General features: G+C 68.3%; 20 protein-coding genes. 10 read left to right on the top strand and 10 right to left on the bottom strand.

What is annotated here, in order from left to right:
• From JF781_RS25970 to JF781_RS25960, 3 genes are all read right to left on the bottom strand, one after another.
• Positions 1–283: DUF222 domain-containing protein (locus tag JF781_RS25970; protein ID WP_225341326.1), on the bottom strand; the 283-nt coding region annotated here is incomplete at its 3' end.
• A 178-nt stretch (positions 284–461) separates the two neighbouring features.
• Complete coding sequence (locus JF781_RS25965; RefSeq protein WP_225329895.1) at positions 462–1,085, bottom strand: TetR/AcrR family transcriptional regulator; 624 nt, start codon at positions 1,083–1,085, stop codon at positions 462–464.
• Positions 1,086–1,088: 3 nt separating this feature from the next.
• A complete protein-coding gene (locus JF781_RS25960) occupies positions 1,089–1,859 on the bottom strand; it encodes an SDR family NAD(P)-dependent oxidoreductase (protein WP_225329896.1) in 771 nt (256 codons plus the stop codon).
• A 42-nt stretch (positions 1,860–1,901) separates the two neighbouring features.
• Between JF781_RS25960 and JF781_RS25955 the strand changes: the two genes are divergently transcribed.
• Genes JF781_RS25955 through JF781_RS25935 form a run of 5 tightly spaced genes read left to right on the top strand, consistent with a single transcriptional unit; the run spans position 1,902 to position 6,567 of the window.
• Positions 1,902–3,146, top strand: a complete 1,245-nt coding sequence (locus JF781_RS25955; RefSeq protein WP_225329897.1) for an alkyl sulfatase dimerization domain-containing protein — start codon at positions 1,902–1,904, stop codon at positions 3,144–3,146.
• Entirely contained in the window at positions 3,143–3,892 is a 750-nt protein-coding gene (locus JF781_RS25950) for an SDR family NAD(P)-dependent oxidoreductase (protein ID WP_225329898.1), read from the top strand. Before JF781_RS25955 ends, JF781_RS25950 begins: the two co-directional genes overlap by 4 nt.
• Before the next feature lie 4 nt (positions 3,893–3,896).
• The gene (locus JF781_RS25945; RefSeq protein WP_225329899.1) at positions 3,897–5,087 is read left to right on the top strand and encodes a sulfotransferase; all 1,191 of its coding nucleotides are present in this window, start codon (positions 3,897–3,899) and stop codon (positions 5,085–5,087) included.
• Entirely contained in the window at positions 5,084–5,533 is a 450-nt protein-coding gene (locus JF781_RS25940) for a VOC family protein (RefSeq protein ID WP_225329900.1), read from the top strand. The genes JF781_RS25945 and JF781_RS25940 overlap by 4 nt, the downstream gene beginning before the upstream one ends.
• A 23-nt stretch (positions 5,534–5,556) precedes the next feature.
• Positions 5,557–6,567 carry a zinc-binding dehydrogenase gene (locus JF781_RS25935; RefSeq protein ID WP_225329901.1) on the top strand — a complete coding sequence of 337 codons (1,011 nt, stop codon included), beginning with the start codon at positions 5,557–5,559 and terminating at the stop codon, positions 6,565–6,567.
• Here the strand turns inward: JF781_RS25935 and JF781_RS25930 are convergent.
• Together JF781_RS25930 and JF781_RS25925 are read right to left on the bottom strand one after the other, a co-directional pair.
• The gene (locus JF781_RS25930) at positions 6,554–7,012 is read right to left on the bottom strand and encodes an aminoacyl-tRNA deacylase (RefSeq protein ID WP_225329902.1); all 459 of its coding nucleotides are present in this window, start codon (positions 7,010–7,012) and stop codon (positions 6,554–6,556) included. The two genes, JF781_RS25935 and JF781_RS25930, sit on opposite strands and share 14 nt — an antisense overlap.
• Before the next feature lie 171 nt (positions 7,013–7,183).
• Positions 7,184–8,032: an NAD(P)-dependent oxidoreductase gene (locus JF781_RS25925; RefSeq protein WP_225329903.1), complete on the bottom strand. Its 849-nt coding sequence runs from the start codon at positions 8,030–8,032 to the stop codon at positions 7,184–7,186.
• A 314-nt stretch (positions 8,033–8,346) separates the two neighbouring features.
• On the opposite strand from JF781_RS25925, the gene JF781_RS25920 reads away from it, so the two are divergent.
• Both JF781_RS25920 and rsrA read left to right on the top strand, forming a co-directional pair.
• Positions 8,347–9,009 (top strand): sigma-70 family RNA polymerase sigma factor, encoded by a 663-nt coding sequence (locus JF781_RS25920; protein WP_225329924.1) that lies wholly within the window; start codon positions 8,347–8,349, stop codon positions 9,007–9,009.
• On the top strand, positions 9,006–9,320 hold the full coding sequence (gene rsrA / locus JF781_RS25915) for a mycothiol system anti-sigma-R factor (RefSeq protein WP_225329904.1): 315 nt from the start codon (positions 9,006–9,008) through the stop codon (positions 9,318–9,320). The genes JF781_RS25920 and rsrA overlap by 4 nt, the downstream gene beginning before the upstream one ends.
• Positions 9,321–9,326: 6 nt before the next feature.
• Here the strand turns inward: rsrA and JF781_RS28765 are convergent, their stop codons facing one another.
• Positions 9,327–9,401 (bottom strand): 50S ribosomal protein bL37, encoded by a 75-nt coding sequence (locus JF781_RS28765; RefSeq protein WP_085976515.1) that lies wholly within the window; start codon positions 9,399–9,401, stop codon positions 9,327–9,329.
• 275 nt (positions 9,402–9,676) lie between these two features.
• Here JF781_RS28765 and JF781_RS25910 point away from each other — a divergent pair, with 275 nt between their 5' ends.
• Both JF781_RS25910 and JF781_RS25905 read left to right on the top strand, forming a co-directional pair.
• The gene (locus tag JF781_RS25910; protein ID WP_225329925.1) at positions 9,677–9,892 is read left to right on the top strand and encodes a biotin/lipoyl-binding carrier protein; all 216 of its coding nucleotides are present in this window, start codon (positions 9,677–9,679) and stop codon (positions 9,890–9,892) included.
• Positions 9,893–9,943: 51 nt separating this feature from the next.
• Positions 9,944–11,443, top strand: a complete 1,500-nt coding sequence (locus tag JF781_RS25905) for a sensor histidine kinase (protein WP_225329905.1) — start codon at positions 9,944–9,946, stop codon at positions 11,441–11,443.
• Between the two features lie 60 nt (positions 11,444–11,503).
• On the opposite strand, the gene whiB1 is transcribed toward JF781_RS25905, so the two are convergent.
• The gene (gene whiB1, locus JF781_RS25900; RefSeq protein WP_036467351.1) at positions 11,504–11,758 is read right to left on the bottom strand and encodes a transcriptional regulator WhiB1; all 255 of its coding nucleotides are present in this window, start codon (positions 11,756–11,758) and stop codon (positions 11,504–11,506) included.
• 281 nt (positions 11,759–12,039) lie between these two features.
• Positions 12,040–13,005, bottom strand: a complete 966-nt coding sequence (locus JF781_RS25895) for a diacylglycerol kinase family protein (RefSeq protein ID WP_225329906.1) — start codon at positions 13,003–13,005, stop codon at positions 12,040–12,042.
• An 85-nt stretch (positions 13,006–13,090) separates the two neighbouring features.
• Here JF781_RS25895 and JF781_RS25890 point away from each other — a divergent pair, with 85 nt between their 5' ends.
• The gene (locus JF781_RS25890; RefSeq protein WP_225329907.1) at positions 13,091–13,522 is read left to right on the top strand and encodes a hypothetical protein; all 432 of its coding nucleotides are present in this window, start codon (positions 13,091–13,093) and stop codon (positions 13,520–13,522) included.
• Here JF781_RS25890 and JF781_RS25885 read toward each other — a convergent pair.
• Both JF781_RS25885 and JF781_RS25880 read right to left on the bottom strand, forming a co-directional pair.
• Positions 13,474–13,956: a GNAT family N-acetyltransferase gene (locus JF781_RS25885; protein WP_225329908.1), complete on the bottom strand. Its 483-nt coding sequence runs from the start codon at positions 13,954–13,956 to the stop codon at positions 13,474–13,476. The two genes, JF781_RS25890 and JF781_RS25885, sit on opposite strands and share 49 nt — an antisense overlap.
• Positions 13,953–15,050 (bottom strand): isochorismate synthase MenF, encoded by a 1,098-nt coding sequence (locus JF781_RS25880; RefSeq protein ID WP_225329926.1) that lies wholly within the window; start codon positions 15,048–15,050, stop codon positions 13,953–13,955. The genes JF781_RS25885 and JF781_RS25880 overlap by 4 nt, the downstream gene beginning before the upstream one ends.
• Positions 15,051–15,113: the final 63 nt, after the last annotated feature.

Genomic DNA, 15,113 nt, shown 5'->3' with positions numbered 1-15,113 from the left:
CGTGGCTGATCCGCAACCGGTCAGCGATCGCCTGATCCAGTTTGGCGCCGAGTTCTTGAATGCTGGCCTGGCGGGCCAGGTGATTGATCAACGCATGCTCGGGCACGGGCAGGCGGCGGCGCACCTTTTCGCAGCGCTCCAACAGCGCCATGCACTCCCGGGGAGCCAGCGCGTCAAAACTCAGCCCTGCCACGCCCTCGAGGGCGGCATCGAGCGCGTCGAAGGCCTCGACGATCTCCTCACGCGTACTCGAACCCGTGCCGCAGACATTACGAAGACCCACCGACACAAAACCCCGAATTGTGACCACAGAAAACACAGTGACACAAGGGATTTCAAATATACGTTCCCGATATCCGAAACGTAGCGGCGCGAGGCGCGATCCGCCGAGGCGCCCGCCGCCGCGCGATCGACCACACGCAAAGCCGGCCCGATCGCACGGGGCTTCGCCTCCCAGCCGCCTAACTCCGCTGCGCCGTCAGCGACACGGCGGTGGCCACCGCCTCCAGCAGGCGGGTGAGTTGCTCGGCGTCGCCGACGGTGCGGTCACCGGCGGCCAGTCGGGTGAAGATGCCGGCGATGAACGTCGTGACGGCGGTGGTCTGCGCGTCCAGCAGCTCAGGGTCGCGGGTGTCCGGCTGCAGGTGGGCGATGGCGTCGCGGGCCATCGCGTTGATCCGGGCGACGAACACCTGCGATGTGTCGGCCAGATCGGGATCGCGCGCGGCGCCCAGCAACAGTTCGTGGCGCGCGCGGTTCAGCATCAGCCCGGAGCCCTCGGCCTGCATCATCGTGAGCCGGGCCAGGTGCGCGAACGGCGAGAGCGGGTCGACCGGTTCGTCGATCACCGACTGCAAGTTGGCGACATCGATCTCTGCCACGCGCTTGCCGACGCCGCGCAGCAAGGCCGCGCGGGTGCGGTAGTAGTACGACGTGGTGCCCTCGGGGACGCCGGCGCAGCGGTCGACGCGCCCGTGGGTGAGCCCGCGCGATCCGTGTTCGGCCAGCACCCGGATCGCGGCGTCGCATAGGTCGCGGCGGCGTTCATCGCCGTCGCGTTTGCGGGACCTCGTACTGTCAGCCATGGGTCACCGAAGGACGGTGCCGCCGTCGATGTTGACGACCTGACCGTTGATCCATTCGCCCTCCTCGGACAGCAGGAAGGCGACCAGCGCGGCGATGTCGCCGGGGTTGCCGACGCGCGGTCCGCGAATGCGCTTGAGCGCGCCGGCCTCCAGGTCCGGCCACTGCGGCACCGAGCGGATGGTCTCGGTTGCGGTGAACCCGGGCGCGACCGCGTTGCACCGGATGTTGTCCTTTCCCCACCGTGACGCGACGTGGCGAGTGAGCGCGCCGATGCCGGCCTTCGCGGTGGCGTAGGCCGGGCGCGCGGGCTCACCCTGGAACGCCGCAGCCGACGACATGTTGACGATCGCCCCGCCGCCGCGGTCCAGCATTCTCGGGATGGCATATTTCATCGCGGCCACATACCCGCGCAGGTTCACCGCCATCACCCGGTCCCAGACATCGAAGTCGATGTCCACCACGTCGGTGTCGGCCCGGATGGCGCTCATGTCGGCGCCCACGTTGAACAACAGGTCCACACCGCCGAAAGTCGTTGCGGCGGTGTCGATCAGCCCGGCGACCGACGTGGGGTCCGCCAGGTCGAAGGGCACGTGGGCCGCCGTTCCCCCGGCGGCGGTGATGCGTTCGGCCGTCTGCTGCGCGGCGTCGGCGGCGACGTCGCCGATGACGACCCGGCAGCCTTCCTCGGCGAGACGCGCGGCGGTCGCGGCGCCGATTCCGGTCGCGCCGCCGACGACGACCGCCACCTTGTCGATCAGACCCTGCAATCCCATGGATATTGACTTTACCTCTAGAACTGTAGAGGATCGCCAGTCATGGCTGGAATTCATCGGGAGCGGCCCGGAGCCGGCGACCTGTCGGCGGCGACGGACACGCCGGCGCTGGCCCTGGGCGACGGCGTCTGGATGTCACCGGGCGTCTCCAACGCCTACGCGGTGGCCACCGACGAGGGACGGGTCATCGTCAACAGCGGGCTGGTGTTCGAAGGGCCGTTGCATCGCAAGGCTTTTGCCGACGTGCCGGGCCCGACGCGGGCGATCATCGTCACGCAGGGGCACGCCGACCATTGGGGCGGGGTGAACTCGCTGCGCGACGAGGGCACCAACGTCGTGATGCACCGCAACTATCGGTATTGGCGCGACGACAACACGCTGCTCATGGGCTATCGGGTGCCCAAGACGTCGTTCGCCTTCCAGAAGTTCTCCGACGCGGTGCTCGAGCATTTCCAGACCGTCGACCCCGCGACCATCGACTTCTCGTTTCCCGAGCCGACGACGACGTTCGACCAGCGGCACAGCTTCACCGTCGGCGGCCGAGCCTTCGAGCTGGCGTGGACGCCGGGCGGCGAGACCACCGACGCGCTGGTGGCGTGGCTGCCGCAGGACCGGATCCTGTTCAGCGGCAACCTGTTCGGGCCACTATTCGGGCACGTGCCGAACCTGATGACCATCCGCGGCGATCGCTATCGCGATCCGATTCTCTACATCGAGTCGCTGAACACCGTGCTGGAATACGGACCGCAGCGGCTGATCACCGGCCACTTCGACCCCATCGAGGGCGCCGATCGCATCGCGGAGGAAGTCACCGCGATGCGTGACGCCATGCAGGCCGTGCACGACCGCACCGCCGAACTGATGAATTCCGGCGCCGACGTTCACACCGCGATGCGCGAGGTCACGGTGCCCGAGCACCTCGACATCGGCGAGGGGTACGGCAAGACGTCGTGGAATGTGCGCGCCATCTGGGAGATGTACACCGGATGGTTCCGGCATCGCTCCACCACCGAACTGTATGGGATCGCACCGGATTCGGTGGCGGCCGACGTGGTGAGCGCGGCCGGTGCCGACGCGCTCGTGGACGCGGCCCGCGTGCACCTGGCGGCGGGGCGGCCGGTGCAGGCCATCCACCTCACCGACCTGATCCTGGCCGCCCAGCCGTTGCACGCGGGGGCACGTGCGGTCGCCGTCGACGCCCACGAGGCGCTGCTGGCCGACGCGGAGAACTTCTGGGAAAAAGCCTGGCTCACCAAATCCATCAACGAACTGAGGTCACCCGAATGAACACCGTCAACTTCGATTTCACCGGCGCCCACGTGCTGGTGACCGGCGGCACCAGCGGCATCGGCAACGCCATCGCCGCCGCATTCGCCGACGCGGGCGCCGCCGTCACGGTCACCGGAACCCGCGGTTCCGCCGCGGACTATTCCGAGACGGATCTGAGCGCATACACCTACCGCCAGTGTCAGATCCAGGATCCGGAATCGGTTGACGCGCTGGCGGACTCGCTGGGTGAGCTGGACATCTTGGTCAACAACGCGGGCGGCCCCTATCCCGCGGGCGACGAATACGACCCGGACGGCTACGTCGCGTCGGTGACGCAGAACATGTTCGGACCGATGCGGCTGACCATGCGCTGTTATGACCTGCTCAAGTCCAGCCAGGCCCCCGGCGGGGCGAGCGTCGTCAGCGTCGTGTCGATGTCCGCGTTCCGCTCGGCGGTGTTCGTCCCCGGCTACGCCTCGTCGAAGATGGGCCTGCTCGCCCTGACGATGAACCTCTCGCGGCGGTGGGCCAACGACGGGATCCGCGTCAACGCCATCGCGCCCGGGCTCATCGACACCCGAATGACCCACCCGGCCATGGGCATTCCCGAGGTGATGGACGTCGAGATCGGCTTCCACACGCCCCTGGGCAGGCCCGGCACACCCCAGGACTGCGCCGGCGCGACGCTGTTCCTGTGTACCGACGCCGCCTCGTACATCACCGGCACCACCATCGCCGTCGACGGCGGATACCTGACGGTCTGAAACGATGAGCGACAACAACTTCGACAACGTCTCGACCACCGACGACGTCTTCAAGCTGGCCGCACAGCGCACCGGCCTCGCCGAAATCGATTCCGACTCTTGGCGCGACGGCCTGGCCATCATGCTCGACGAGCTCAACAGTTCGCCCGCGTTCACCCCGTTCGGCCGCGAACGCGTCCTCACCGACGCCACCGACGCACTCGGGCGGCGCATGCAGGTCCACGCCTACATCCAGGCGCACCCCGAAGTCCTCGACGCGCCCGTCGAGCGACCGCTGATCGTCCTGGGCATGCCGCGCACCGGAACCACGGTCATCAGCTACCTGCTCGACCAGGATCCGGCCCGGCGCTCGCTACTGCACTGGCAGTGCGTGCACCCGATCCCGCCGGCGCCCACCGAGGCGCTGCGCACCGACCCGCGCTGCCTGGGCCTGCTGGAGGAACAGCGCAAGATCCTGGACATGGTCACGCAGGCCAAAGTGCCGCTGCCGCACTGGGAAGACGCCGACGGGCCCACCGAGGACATGTTCATCCACAATCAGGATTTCAAGGGCCTGTCCTGGGACTCGTTCCTGTCGACCTCGCGCTACGCCGAATGGTTGTTCCACGAGACCGACATGACCAGCACCTACGAATACCAGAAGCGCTACCTGCAGGTCCTGCAATCCGCCGCCCCGGGCAACTGGAGCCTGAAGATGCCGTCGCATTCGGTCCACATCGAGGCGCTGCTCACGGTGTTCCCCGACGCCCGGCTGATCTGGGCGCACCGCGACCCCTACAAGGCGACGGGGTCGCTGTGCAACCTATGGAAGCTGCCCAAAGGGATGGTGCTGCACCCCGATGCCATCGACCTGAATGCCATGGGGCGCAACGCCATGGCGCAGATGCGCTACCACGTCCAGCGGCCGCTGCGGGCCCGCGACCGCATCGGCGACGAGCGCTTCTTCCACATGTATTACCACGAGATGATGCGCGACCCGATGGCAGTGATGCGGCGCATCTACGAGTGGGCCGACGAACCGCTGACCTCCGAAACCGAAGCGCGCATGCGTAATTGGCTCGCCGAGCACCCCCAGGACCGCTTCGCGCTCAACGCGTACACCCTCGACCAGTACGGCCTGACCGTCGACGCGCTCGAACCGATCTTCGCCGAATACCTCGATACCTTCGACATCGAACTGGAGGCCACGCCATGAATCCGGCGGACTGCCATCACACCGGTCTGGTGGTCGACGATATGTCCGCCGCCGCCGAACGGCTCACCGGGGCGATGGGGTACCGGTGGACGAAACCGGTCGAGTACACGTTGAGCGTGGCCACCGCCGAGGGCGACATCGACGTGCCGTTCCGCTTTGTCTACTCGGTCGACGCGCCACACCTGGAGCTGATCCAGGCAGTGCCGGGCACAATCTGGACCGCGCCACCCGGAGGCGGCGCCCACCACCTCGGCTACTGGGTCGACGACATAGCCGGTGCCGCAGCGCAACTCGAACACAGCGGGTACCGCCTGGAGGCGCGACCCAGTGGCGAGACGCTGTCGATGTTCGCCTACTACGTCGACCCGTCCGGCGTCCGCATCGAGATCGTGGACCGGGCACTGTTTCCCGACTGGCCCGGGTTTCTGCAATCCATGGCGGCTTGACCCGTTCGCGCGAGGAGTCACTGATGAAGATGTCAATGGTCACCGGCCCGGGCAAGGCCGAAGTACTCGACGCCGAGCGTCCCACGGTGGGCCCCAACGACGTGCTGGTCCGGATGCGCGCCTGCGGCATCTGCGGTTCGGACGCGTTTTACATCACCATCGGCGGGCTGCCCCCTCGCCAGGGACACACACCGCTCGGACACGAGCCCGCCGGGGAGATCGCCGAGGTCGGCGAGATGGTGAGCGGCCTGGCCGTCGGCGACCACGTCGTCATCAACCCGATGGCCGCCCCGGGCGGCATCATCGGCAACGGCGGACCCAGCGGCGCGCTCGCCGACTACCTGCTCATCGAAAACGCGGTCCGCGGAACGAGTCTCGAGGTCATCCCCGACCACGTCCCGTGGGAGGTCGCGGCGCTCAACGAGCCGATGGCCGTCGCGCGTCACGGCGCCAACCGGTGCCGACCCAAGCCGACGGACAAGGTCGCCGTGTTCGGCGCCGGACCGATCGGCCTGGGCGCCACGCTGGCCTTCAAATCCCTTGGCGTGAGCCACGTCGTCGTCGTGGACCTGCTCCCCGGCCGGCTGGACAAGGCGCTACAGATCGGCGCCGACGCGGTCATCAACTCCGCCGACGAGGACGTCGTGGCGCGCCTGATCGAACTGCACGGCCGGGGCGAGAGCATGTACCCCGGCAAGGCGGGCACGAACATCTATCTCGACGCGGCCGGTGTGCCCGCCGTCGTCAACACCGCGCTCGCCGCCGCGCAAAAGGGTGCCACCGTGGGCATCGTCGGCGTCCACAAGGAGCCGGTGCCCGTCGACCTGATCAACGTGATGAGCAACGAGATCACCCTCCTCGGGAGCATGGGCTACCCCGACGAAATCTTCGAGGTGACCAAGGATCTCGTCGCGAACTGGGAGAAATACGCGCTGATCGTCAGCCACACCATCCCGTTCGACAACGTCGGCGAGGCGCTCGAGCTCGCCCAAACTCCGGGTGCCGCGGACAAGGTCGTCGTCACTCTCGGCTGATGTCGGCGGTGATCGCGCCGGTGAGGCGGATCAGGTCCCGGGGTGCGACCGCGACATCGTAATGCCGCTTGCCGGCGCTGCACAGCATCCGATCCCAGCGCAGCGCGGAGGCGTCCAGGACCGTGCGCAGCCGCTTGCGTTGACCGAACGGCGAAATGCCGCCCACCACATAGCCGGTGGCCCGCTGCGCGGCGGCGGGCTCGGCCATGACGGCTTTGGCCACACCCAGCGCCGCGGCGACCGCCTTCAGCGACAACCGCGACGGCACCGGCACGATCGCGACGGCCAGCTCACCCGGCAGCGCGACGATCAGCGTCTTGAAAACCTGTTCGGGCGCCACGCCGGACGACGCGGACAGGTCGGCGACCGCGTCGAAGTGCAAAACCTGGTGCGGCACACCGGCTTTCACCAACTCGGCGATGCCCGGGGTGGCCGCGCCGCGCACCGGCTACCTCCGACGGTCGTGACCCGCCGCGCCCGGCTGCGCCGCGCTTGCGATCACGACGAACTCCGACGGTCGTGACCCGCCGCGCCCGGCTGCGCCGCGCTTGCGATCACGACGAACTTCGACGGTCGTGACCCGCCGCGCCCGGCTGCGCCGCGCTTGCGATCACGACTATGGCCCCGAGTACCCCGGCGGGTTGACGCCGTCGACCCAGAAGTCCACGCCCAACTTCGAACCCGGCACGCAGTTGTACGCCGAGAGGTCGGTGACGCCGGATTCCACCAGCACGTCCTCACACAGCAGCATGTTGCCGGTGTACTCCTTGGACGGCTTGTTGAGGACGACGTAGGCGGCGTCGGAGTACACCTCGGGCTTGCGGGCCCGGCCCATCGCCTCGTCACCGCCGAGCAGGTTCTGCACCGCGGCGGTCGCCACCAGCGTGCGCGGCCACAGCGTGTTCGACGCGATGCCTTCGTCCCGCATTTCTTCGGCGATGCCCAGCGCGCACAGCGTCATGCCGAACTTGGCCATCATGTAGGCCGTCGGCTTCAGCCACTCGCGGCCCAGCAGCACCGGCGGCGACAGCGTCAGGATGTGCGGGTTCTCGCGCCCTTTCAGGTGCGGGATGCAGGCCTGCGATACCGCATACGTGCCCCGCACCTGGATGCCGTTCATCAGGTCGAACCGCTTCATCGGCACCTCGGTGACCGAACCCAGGTTGATCGCCGACGCGTTGTTGACACAGATGTCGATGCCGCCGAACTGCTCGACAGTCTTGGCCACGGCGGCCTCGACCGAATCGGGGTCGCGGACGTCCCCGACGATCGGCAGGGCCTGCCCGCCCGCCTCTTCGAGCTCCTTGGCCGCGGTGAACACCGTTCCCGGCAGCTTCGGGTGCGGCTCGGCGGTCTTGGCGATCAGGGCGATGTTGGCGCCGTCCTGGGCGGCGCGCTTGGCGATCGCCAGGCCGATGCCGCGGCTGGCGCCGGAGATGAACATGGTCTTGCCATTCAGGGACATGGCGTCACACTAACGCCACGCCGGAATCGGCCCGACCGGGGTCTGCGCCGGGGTGCGGGTACCGATATTGCGGGCCGAATTCGCCCCGGAAATAGCCGGATCGTGCGCGCGGTTGATCCAATTGGTTTTTCGATGCGGTGGGTCGCACCCGGGCGGAGCTTGTCGGGGTGAGCCTTTAGATTGGGAGGAGCAGCGTGGTGTCAACGGCGACGAGCCTGTTAGGCGAGGAGCAGTTGGCTGGCGTCCTTGCGAGTCCGGTGGCGCTTTCTGTGCTTTCCGGTAACACCGCAGCAGAAGGGACCGGATTAAGCGACATGGCCGATTCTCTAGATGGCCGCGATGGCGCGGCAACGCCGTCCATTACCGAGCCCGTGGCGCCCGAAGAGACGGACGCCGAACTGACGGCGCGCTTCGAGCGCGACGCGATTCCCCTGCTGGACCAGCTCTATGGCGGCGCGCTGCGCATGACGCGAAACCCCGCCGACGCCGAGGACCTGCTGCAAGAGACGATGGTGAAGGCGTACGCGGGCTTCCGCTCTTTTCGGGCCGGCACCAATCTCAAGGCATGGCTGTACCGGATCCTGACCAACACCTACATCAACAGCTATCGCAAGAAGCAGCGCCAGCCGGCGGAGTATCCGACCGAGGAAATCACCGACTGGCAGCTGGCCGCCAATGCCGAGCATTCCTCGACCGGGCTGCGTTCGGCCGAGGTGGAGGCCCTGGAGTCGCTGCCGGACTCCGAGATCAAAGACGCGCTGCAGGCCTTGCCGGAAGAATTCCGGATGGCGGTCTATTACGCCGACGTCGAGGGATTTCCGTACAAGGAAATCGCCGAAATCATGGATACGCCGATCGGAACGGTAATGTCACGGCTGCACCGCGGCCGACGGCAACTGCGCGGCCTGTTGGCCGACGTTGCCAAGGAGCGGGGCTTCAACCGCGGTCAGCAGGCGCACGAGGAGGTGTCGTCATGAGCGAGTTCGCCGGCCAGGGCGGTGCTTCGCCGGAGGCCTGCCCCAACGACGAGTCCCACGGCAGCGTCGGCTGCGCGGAGGTCATCCGCCAGGTCTGGCTGCTGCTCGACGGTGAATGCGGCCCGGACACCCGCGAACAACTGCGCCAGCACCTCGAGGCGTGCCCCGGCTGCTTCAAGCACTACGGCCTCGAAGAGCGCATCAAGGCGTTGATCGCCACCAAATGCAAAGGCGAAAGGGCCCCGGAGGGCCTGCGAGAGCGGCTACGGCTCGAGATCCGGCGCACCACCATCATGCGGGGTACGCAGTAGCGTCCCTCAGGAATTGGGTCGCTTGCCGTGGTTGGCCTTGCTGTGCTTGCGGTCGCGCTTCTTACGGCCTCGTTTGGCCATGGGTCGAACCTCCGTTGATTGCTTGTCAAACCAGGCGCCTGGCGCCGGTTGGCTTGCCGTCCAGTCTCTCACGAGACGCGCCGCGCATTGTCTTCGCCCTGGTGCGGCCCGCATGCGGGGCCGTCGGGGGCCGCGCGCCGCGGTCCCGGCGGGCCCTGTGGTTCGATGTAGGCGAGCCTGGTAGAACCTTGATGGACCAAAGATCCAGCGATGGACCAACAACCGGCGATGACCAGCAGCCAGCCTGCGCAGAGGCCGAAACGAGTGGGGTGAAGATGGCCGAGGATGTGCGCGCCGAGATCGTGGCCAGCGTGCTCGAAGTCGTTGTCAACGAGGGTGACCAGATCGGCAAAGGCGACACCGTGGTGCTGCTGGAGTCGATGAAGATGGAGATCCCCGTCCTTGCCGAGGTCGGTGGCACCGTCAGCAAGGTGAGCGTGTCGGTGGGCGACGTCATTCAGGCGGGCGACCTCATCGCGGTGATCAGCTAGCCGGTCAGGCCCCTTCGACCAGCCGCCGGGGAACGACCCGGGGAGTAAGCGATGTCAACTCTCGGTGATCTGCTCGCCGAACACACCATGCTGCCGGGCAACGCGGTCGACCATCTGCACGCGGTGGTGGGCGAGTGGCAGCTGCTGGCGGATCTGTCGTTCGCCGACTACCTGATGTGGGTGCGGCGCGACGACGGCGTGCTGGTGTGCGTGGCGCAATGCCGGCCCAATACCGCGCCCACGGTGCTCCAGACCGACGCGGTGGGCACCGCCATCGCCTCCGGCCGCCTGACCCTCGTCGCCGAGACGTTCGCGTCGGGCACCGCACAGCGGGATAACGTTGCGGGCCAAGAGAATTCGTGGTTGCCGGGCACCCACGTCGAGGCGTCCCCGGTGCGGTACGGCGGCCAGGTGGTGGCCGTGCTCACCCACCATCAGACCGCGGTGGCCGCCGACCGCGCGTCCGGCCAGTTGGAGATCGCCTACCGGCAGTGCGCCGGCGACCTCGTCCACATGCTCGCCGAGGGCACCTTTCCCGACGCGGGCGACGTGGTGATGTCGCGCTCCACCCCCCGGGTCGGCGACGGCTTCATCCGCCTCGACGTCAAGGGCGTCGTCGACTACGCCAGCCCCAACGCGCTGTCGGCCTACCACCGCATGGGCCTGACCGCCGACCTGGAGGGACACAACCTCATCGAGGTCACGCGCCCGCTGATCTCGGATCCGTTCGAGGCGCAGGAAGTGGCCGAGCACGTGCGGGACCTGGTGGCCGGGGGGCGCAGCATGCGCATGGAGGTCGACGCCGGGGGAGCCACCGTGCTGCTGCGCACGCTGCCGCTGGTGGTCGACGGCGCCAGCGCCGGCGCCGCGGTGCTGATCCGCGACGTCACCGAGGTCAAGCGCCGCGACCGGGCCCTGATATCCAAGGACGCCACCATCCGCGAAATCCACCACCGGGTGAAGAACAACCTGCAGACCGTCGCGGCGCTGCTGCGCCTGCAGGCCCGCCGCACGGTCAACGCGGAGGGTCGCGAGGCGCTTATCGAGTCGGTGCGCCGGGTGTCGTCGATCGCCTTGGTGCACGACGCCCTGTCGATGTCGGTGGACGAGCAGGTCAACCTCGACGAGGTCATCGACCGGATCCTGCCGATCATGAACGACGTGGCCTCGGTGGACCGTCCGATCCGCATCAACCGGGTCGGCGATCTGGGCGTGCTGGACTCCGACCGGGCCACCGCCTTGATCATGGTGATCACCGAACTGGTGCAAAACGCGATCGAGCACGCCTTCGACCCGGCCGTCGAGGAAGGCTCGGTGACGATCCGCGCCGAGCGCTCCGCGCGCTGGCTGGACGTCGTGGTGCACGACGACGGCCGCGGCCTGCCGGACGGATTCAGCCTGGAGACCTCCGACAGCCTCGGGCTGCAGATCGTGCGGACGCTCGTCTCGGCGGAACTGGACGGCACCCTGGGGATGAGCCAGTCCGCGGCCCGCGGCACCGACGTGGTGTTGCGCGTCCCGATCGGCCGACGGACCCGAATGCTGTTGTAGGCAGACGCAAGAGTGCGGCCCCGACAATCGTCGAGGCCGCACCGTTTTGCGTTATCTGGGTTAAACCCCGCTGCGGGCTTTCGTCCGGGCGTTGCGACGCTTCAGCGCACGCCGCTCGTCTTCGCTCATGCCGCCCCAGACGCCCGAGTCCTGGCCCGTGTTCAGGGCCCAGCCGAGGCACTCTGTGGTCACCGAACACCGATTACAGACCAGTTTCGCGTCAGCGATCTGCGCGAGCGCCGGACCACTGTTCCCCACCGGGAAGAACAGCTCCGGGTCTTCGTCACGACAGACCGCCTTGTGGCGCCAATCCATACGTCTTTACTCCTTACTGAGTGCGCAGCAAGGCGCACGGCTATTTTCTTCGGCTGTTAAACGCGTGCAGAAGAAAAGGGGCCGCACCCCTACGTAAATTTCTGCATGCAACCTTTTGATCGTTTCACAGGCTCAACAGATGTCAATAGTGTGAGTTCGCTCGTGGGCTATCTCACTTTGATCATCTCGTAGTCAAGCCCTTACTCCGTTGTACTACACTCACGGGCCACTCCCGGTGCAGCTTTTTGTTGCGTGCGCCACAGCCCCGGCGTTGCCGCAGTTCAGCGACGTTTTTGCTGAGGAGGCGCGGCCACCGCCAGCGCGTCGGGGACCGACTTGAACGTCATGGTTTCGCGCACGCCGAGATAATCCCCGTCGAACTGGCAGGCGACGGCGCCTCCGGTCGAGGTAACTCGCACGCACGGCAGGTCGTCCTCGGTGACGAGGTGCTTGAAGTCGAACGTGGGCCGTTTTGCGAACATCTGCCGCACGATCCGCAGGGTGGGGACCAACTTCAGATTGGTCGGCGCGAACACCCCCAGCCCCGACTCGAAGCTGCAGCCGGGATTGGTCCACACCGGCCGTTCGTTGGCGAACGTCCACGGGCTGGAGTTCGACACGAACGCGAAGCTCACGCCGGAGATGGGTTCGCGGCCGGGAAGTTCGAGCGTCAGCATCGGCTCGCGGCGGGTGTAGGCCCACACGGCCGGCACCGATGCGCGAATGTAGCGCCACGCGGTGACCTTGCCGCCCTTGCTGCGTTCGGCCTCCACCGCGGCCACCACCTCGGCGTCGACGCCCATGCCGGTGTTGAACACGGCCCACCGCTCGCCGCAGTCGATCAGGCCGATGCGGCGCCACGTGCCGTGCCGCTGGAAGTCGTCGAGCAACTGGATGAGCTGGTTGGTGGCCGCGACCGGATCCGGCGAGATGCCCAGCGATCGCGCCAGCACATTCGCGGAACCCCCGGGCACCACGGCCACCGCCGGCACCGGCCCGCTCGGAAGCGTTCCGGGGCGACCGAGCAGACCATTGACAACGCCGCTCACCGTGCCGTCGCCGCCGTGCACGACCACGAGGTCGACGCCGTCGGCGGCGGCCTTCTGCGCGAGTTCGCTGCCGTGCCCGCGATGGTTGGTGTGTTCGACGCTGAGCTGCAGCCGGCTTTTGAGGGCGTGGGCCAGCAGATCGCGACCGGCCGGCGTGGTGGAAGTGGCTGTGGGGTTGACGATCAGCACGGCCCGCATGAATCACGAGCTTAGGCGGGCCGGTTAAGGCTGCGCTGTGGGGGAACCGCGGGGGAGGGGCGGCCACCCTGACTACGCTGGCGCTGTGAAGCCGCCAGCCGCCCCGACCGCCGTCCGCCGCGCCGGCGTCATCGTCGCGGCGCAGGGCGTGGCCGCGCTGGTCGTGGCCGTGGTCCTGGTGGTGCGCGGGATCGCCGGGGCCGACCAGCACGTCGCCAACGGTCTGGCCACCGCCGGGTGGTTCGTCCTCGTCGGCGCCGGAGTGATCGCCGCGGGGCGTGCGCTGATGCTCGGCAAGCGCTGGGGTCGCGGGCTGGCCGTGATCACCCAGCTGCTCTTGCTGCCGGTGGCGTGGTACCTCGCGGTCGGATCACACCAGCCCGGCTTCGGGATCCCGGCGGGGGTTGTCGCGCTGGTCGTGTTGGGTTTGCTGTTCAGCCCCGCCGCGGTGCGCTGGGCCGCCGGTGGTCAGGGCGACTCCGCGAGCCCCGCCAACCGCGGTCCCGACAGCCGGTAGGTGGTCCATTCGTTCTGCGGTTCCCCGCCGATCCCGTCGTAGAGCGTGATGGCGTCGGCGTTCCAGTTCAGCACCGCCCAGGACAACCGGGTGTAGCCCCGCTGCAGGCATTCGCCGGCCAGTGCCGCCAGCAGCGCCCGGGCCAGCCCGCGCCGGCGAAATCCCGGGCGCACGAACAGGTCTTCCAGATAGATGCCCGCCGCGCCGTCCCAGGTGGAGAAGTTGACGAACCACAACGCCGTCGCCGCGACCTCACCGTCCGCCTCCGCCACGTGCCCGTACACCGTCGGGCGGTCACCGAAAAGCGCTGTGGAGATTTGTGTTTCGGTGACGGTGCACTGATCGGCGGCGTGCTCGAATTCGGCCAGCGCGTGGATCATTTCGGTGATGGCGGCGACGTCGTGCGGCGCGGCGCGGCGGATGTCTGCGGTCATCGTTGGACTTCCAGGGCGTTGAGTATCGTGGCGAATTTCGTTGTGGTCTCAGCGACTTCGTCGTCGGGATCGGATTCGGCGACGATACCGCCACCGGCCCGCGCCAGCGCGCTGCGCCGGTCCGCCGACAGCTGCGCGCAGCGCAGCGACACCACCCAGCGGCCGTCGCCGCGGGCGTCGCACCAGCCCACCGCCCCCGCGTAGAACCCGCGGTCGCCCTCCAGCTCGGCAATGAGCTGGACCGCGGCCTTGGTCGGGACGCCCCCGACGGCCGGGGTGGGGTGTAGCGCCAAAGCCAAATCGATTGCGCTCGTTGAGGTATCGCGCAGCCGTCCGCTGATCGGCGTGCACAGGTGCCAGACCGCCGCGGTGCGGCTCAGTTGCGGCTCGGGGGCGATCGACAGGTCGTCGCACAGCGGCTCCAGGGCCGCCCGGATGGTCTCGATGACCAGCTGATGCTCGTGGCGGTTCTTGGCCGAGGAGGCCAGCGCGGCGCCGTTGGCGGCATCGGCGTCGGGGTCGGCGCCGCGCGGGGCCGACCCGGCAAACGGCCGGCACTCGACGCGGTCGCCGCTGCGCGCCACCAAAAGTTCGGGGCTGGCGCCCACCAGGGCCACGCCCGCGTAGTCGTCGCCGGCGGCGCTCAGATCGACGAGGTAGCCGTAGGCGGTAGGGTCCGCCGCGACGAGCCGACGCAAAACGGCCCGCGCGTCCATCGGGGCATCGGCCACCAGCTCCAAGGCGCGGGCCAACACCACCTTGTGCAGCGGGTTGTCCGCGGCGGCGAGCTGATCGCGGGCCCGGCGGACCCGGTCGCGGTAGTCACCCGGCGGCGGGAGGGCCGCGGCCACCCGCACCGGCGGCAGGGCGCCCGTAGGCCAGTCCGGGGGGCCCTTTGTGACATCGACGGCGTGCGGCGTCAGCAACGCGGCCGGGCTGCTGACATCAAAGGGCAACGCGCCCAACACAATCGGCACCTGATTCGACCGCAGCGCCGCCTGCGCCGCGCCCACGTCGCCGTAGCGCCGCAGCACGCCGTCGGCGATCAGGGTTTGCGTCGGCCCGCACAGCACGAACGGCGGTTCGGCGTTCAGATGCTCGACTCCTCCTCGCGCCGCTGCGCGGCGCGCATCGTCGTCTTCGGCGTTCAGATGCTC

The organism is Mycobacterium sp. WUMAC-067 (assembly GCF_020217485.1).
In the GTDB taxonomy this organism is placed as follows: Bacteria; Actinomycetota; Actinomycetes; order Mycobacteriales; family Mycobacteriaceae; genus Mycobacterium.
The sequence above is the reverse complement of the archived record's forward strand: the minus strand, read 5'-3'. Positions and strand labels throughout refer to the sequence as shown.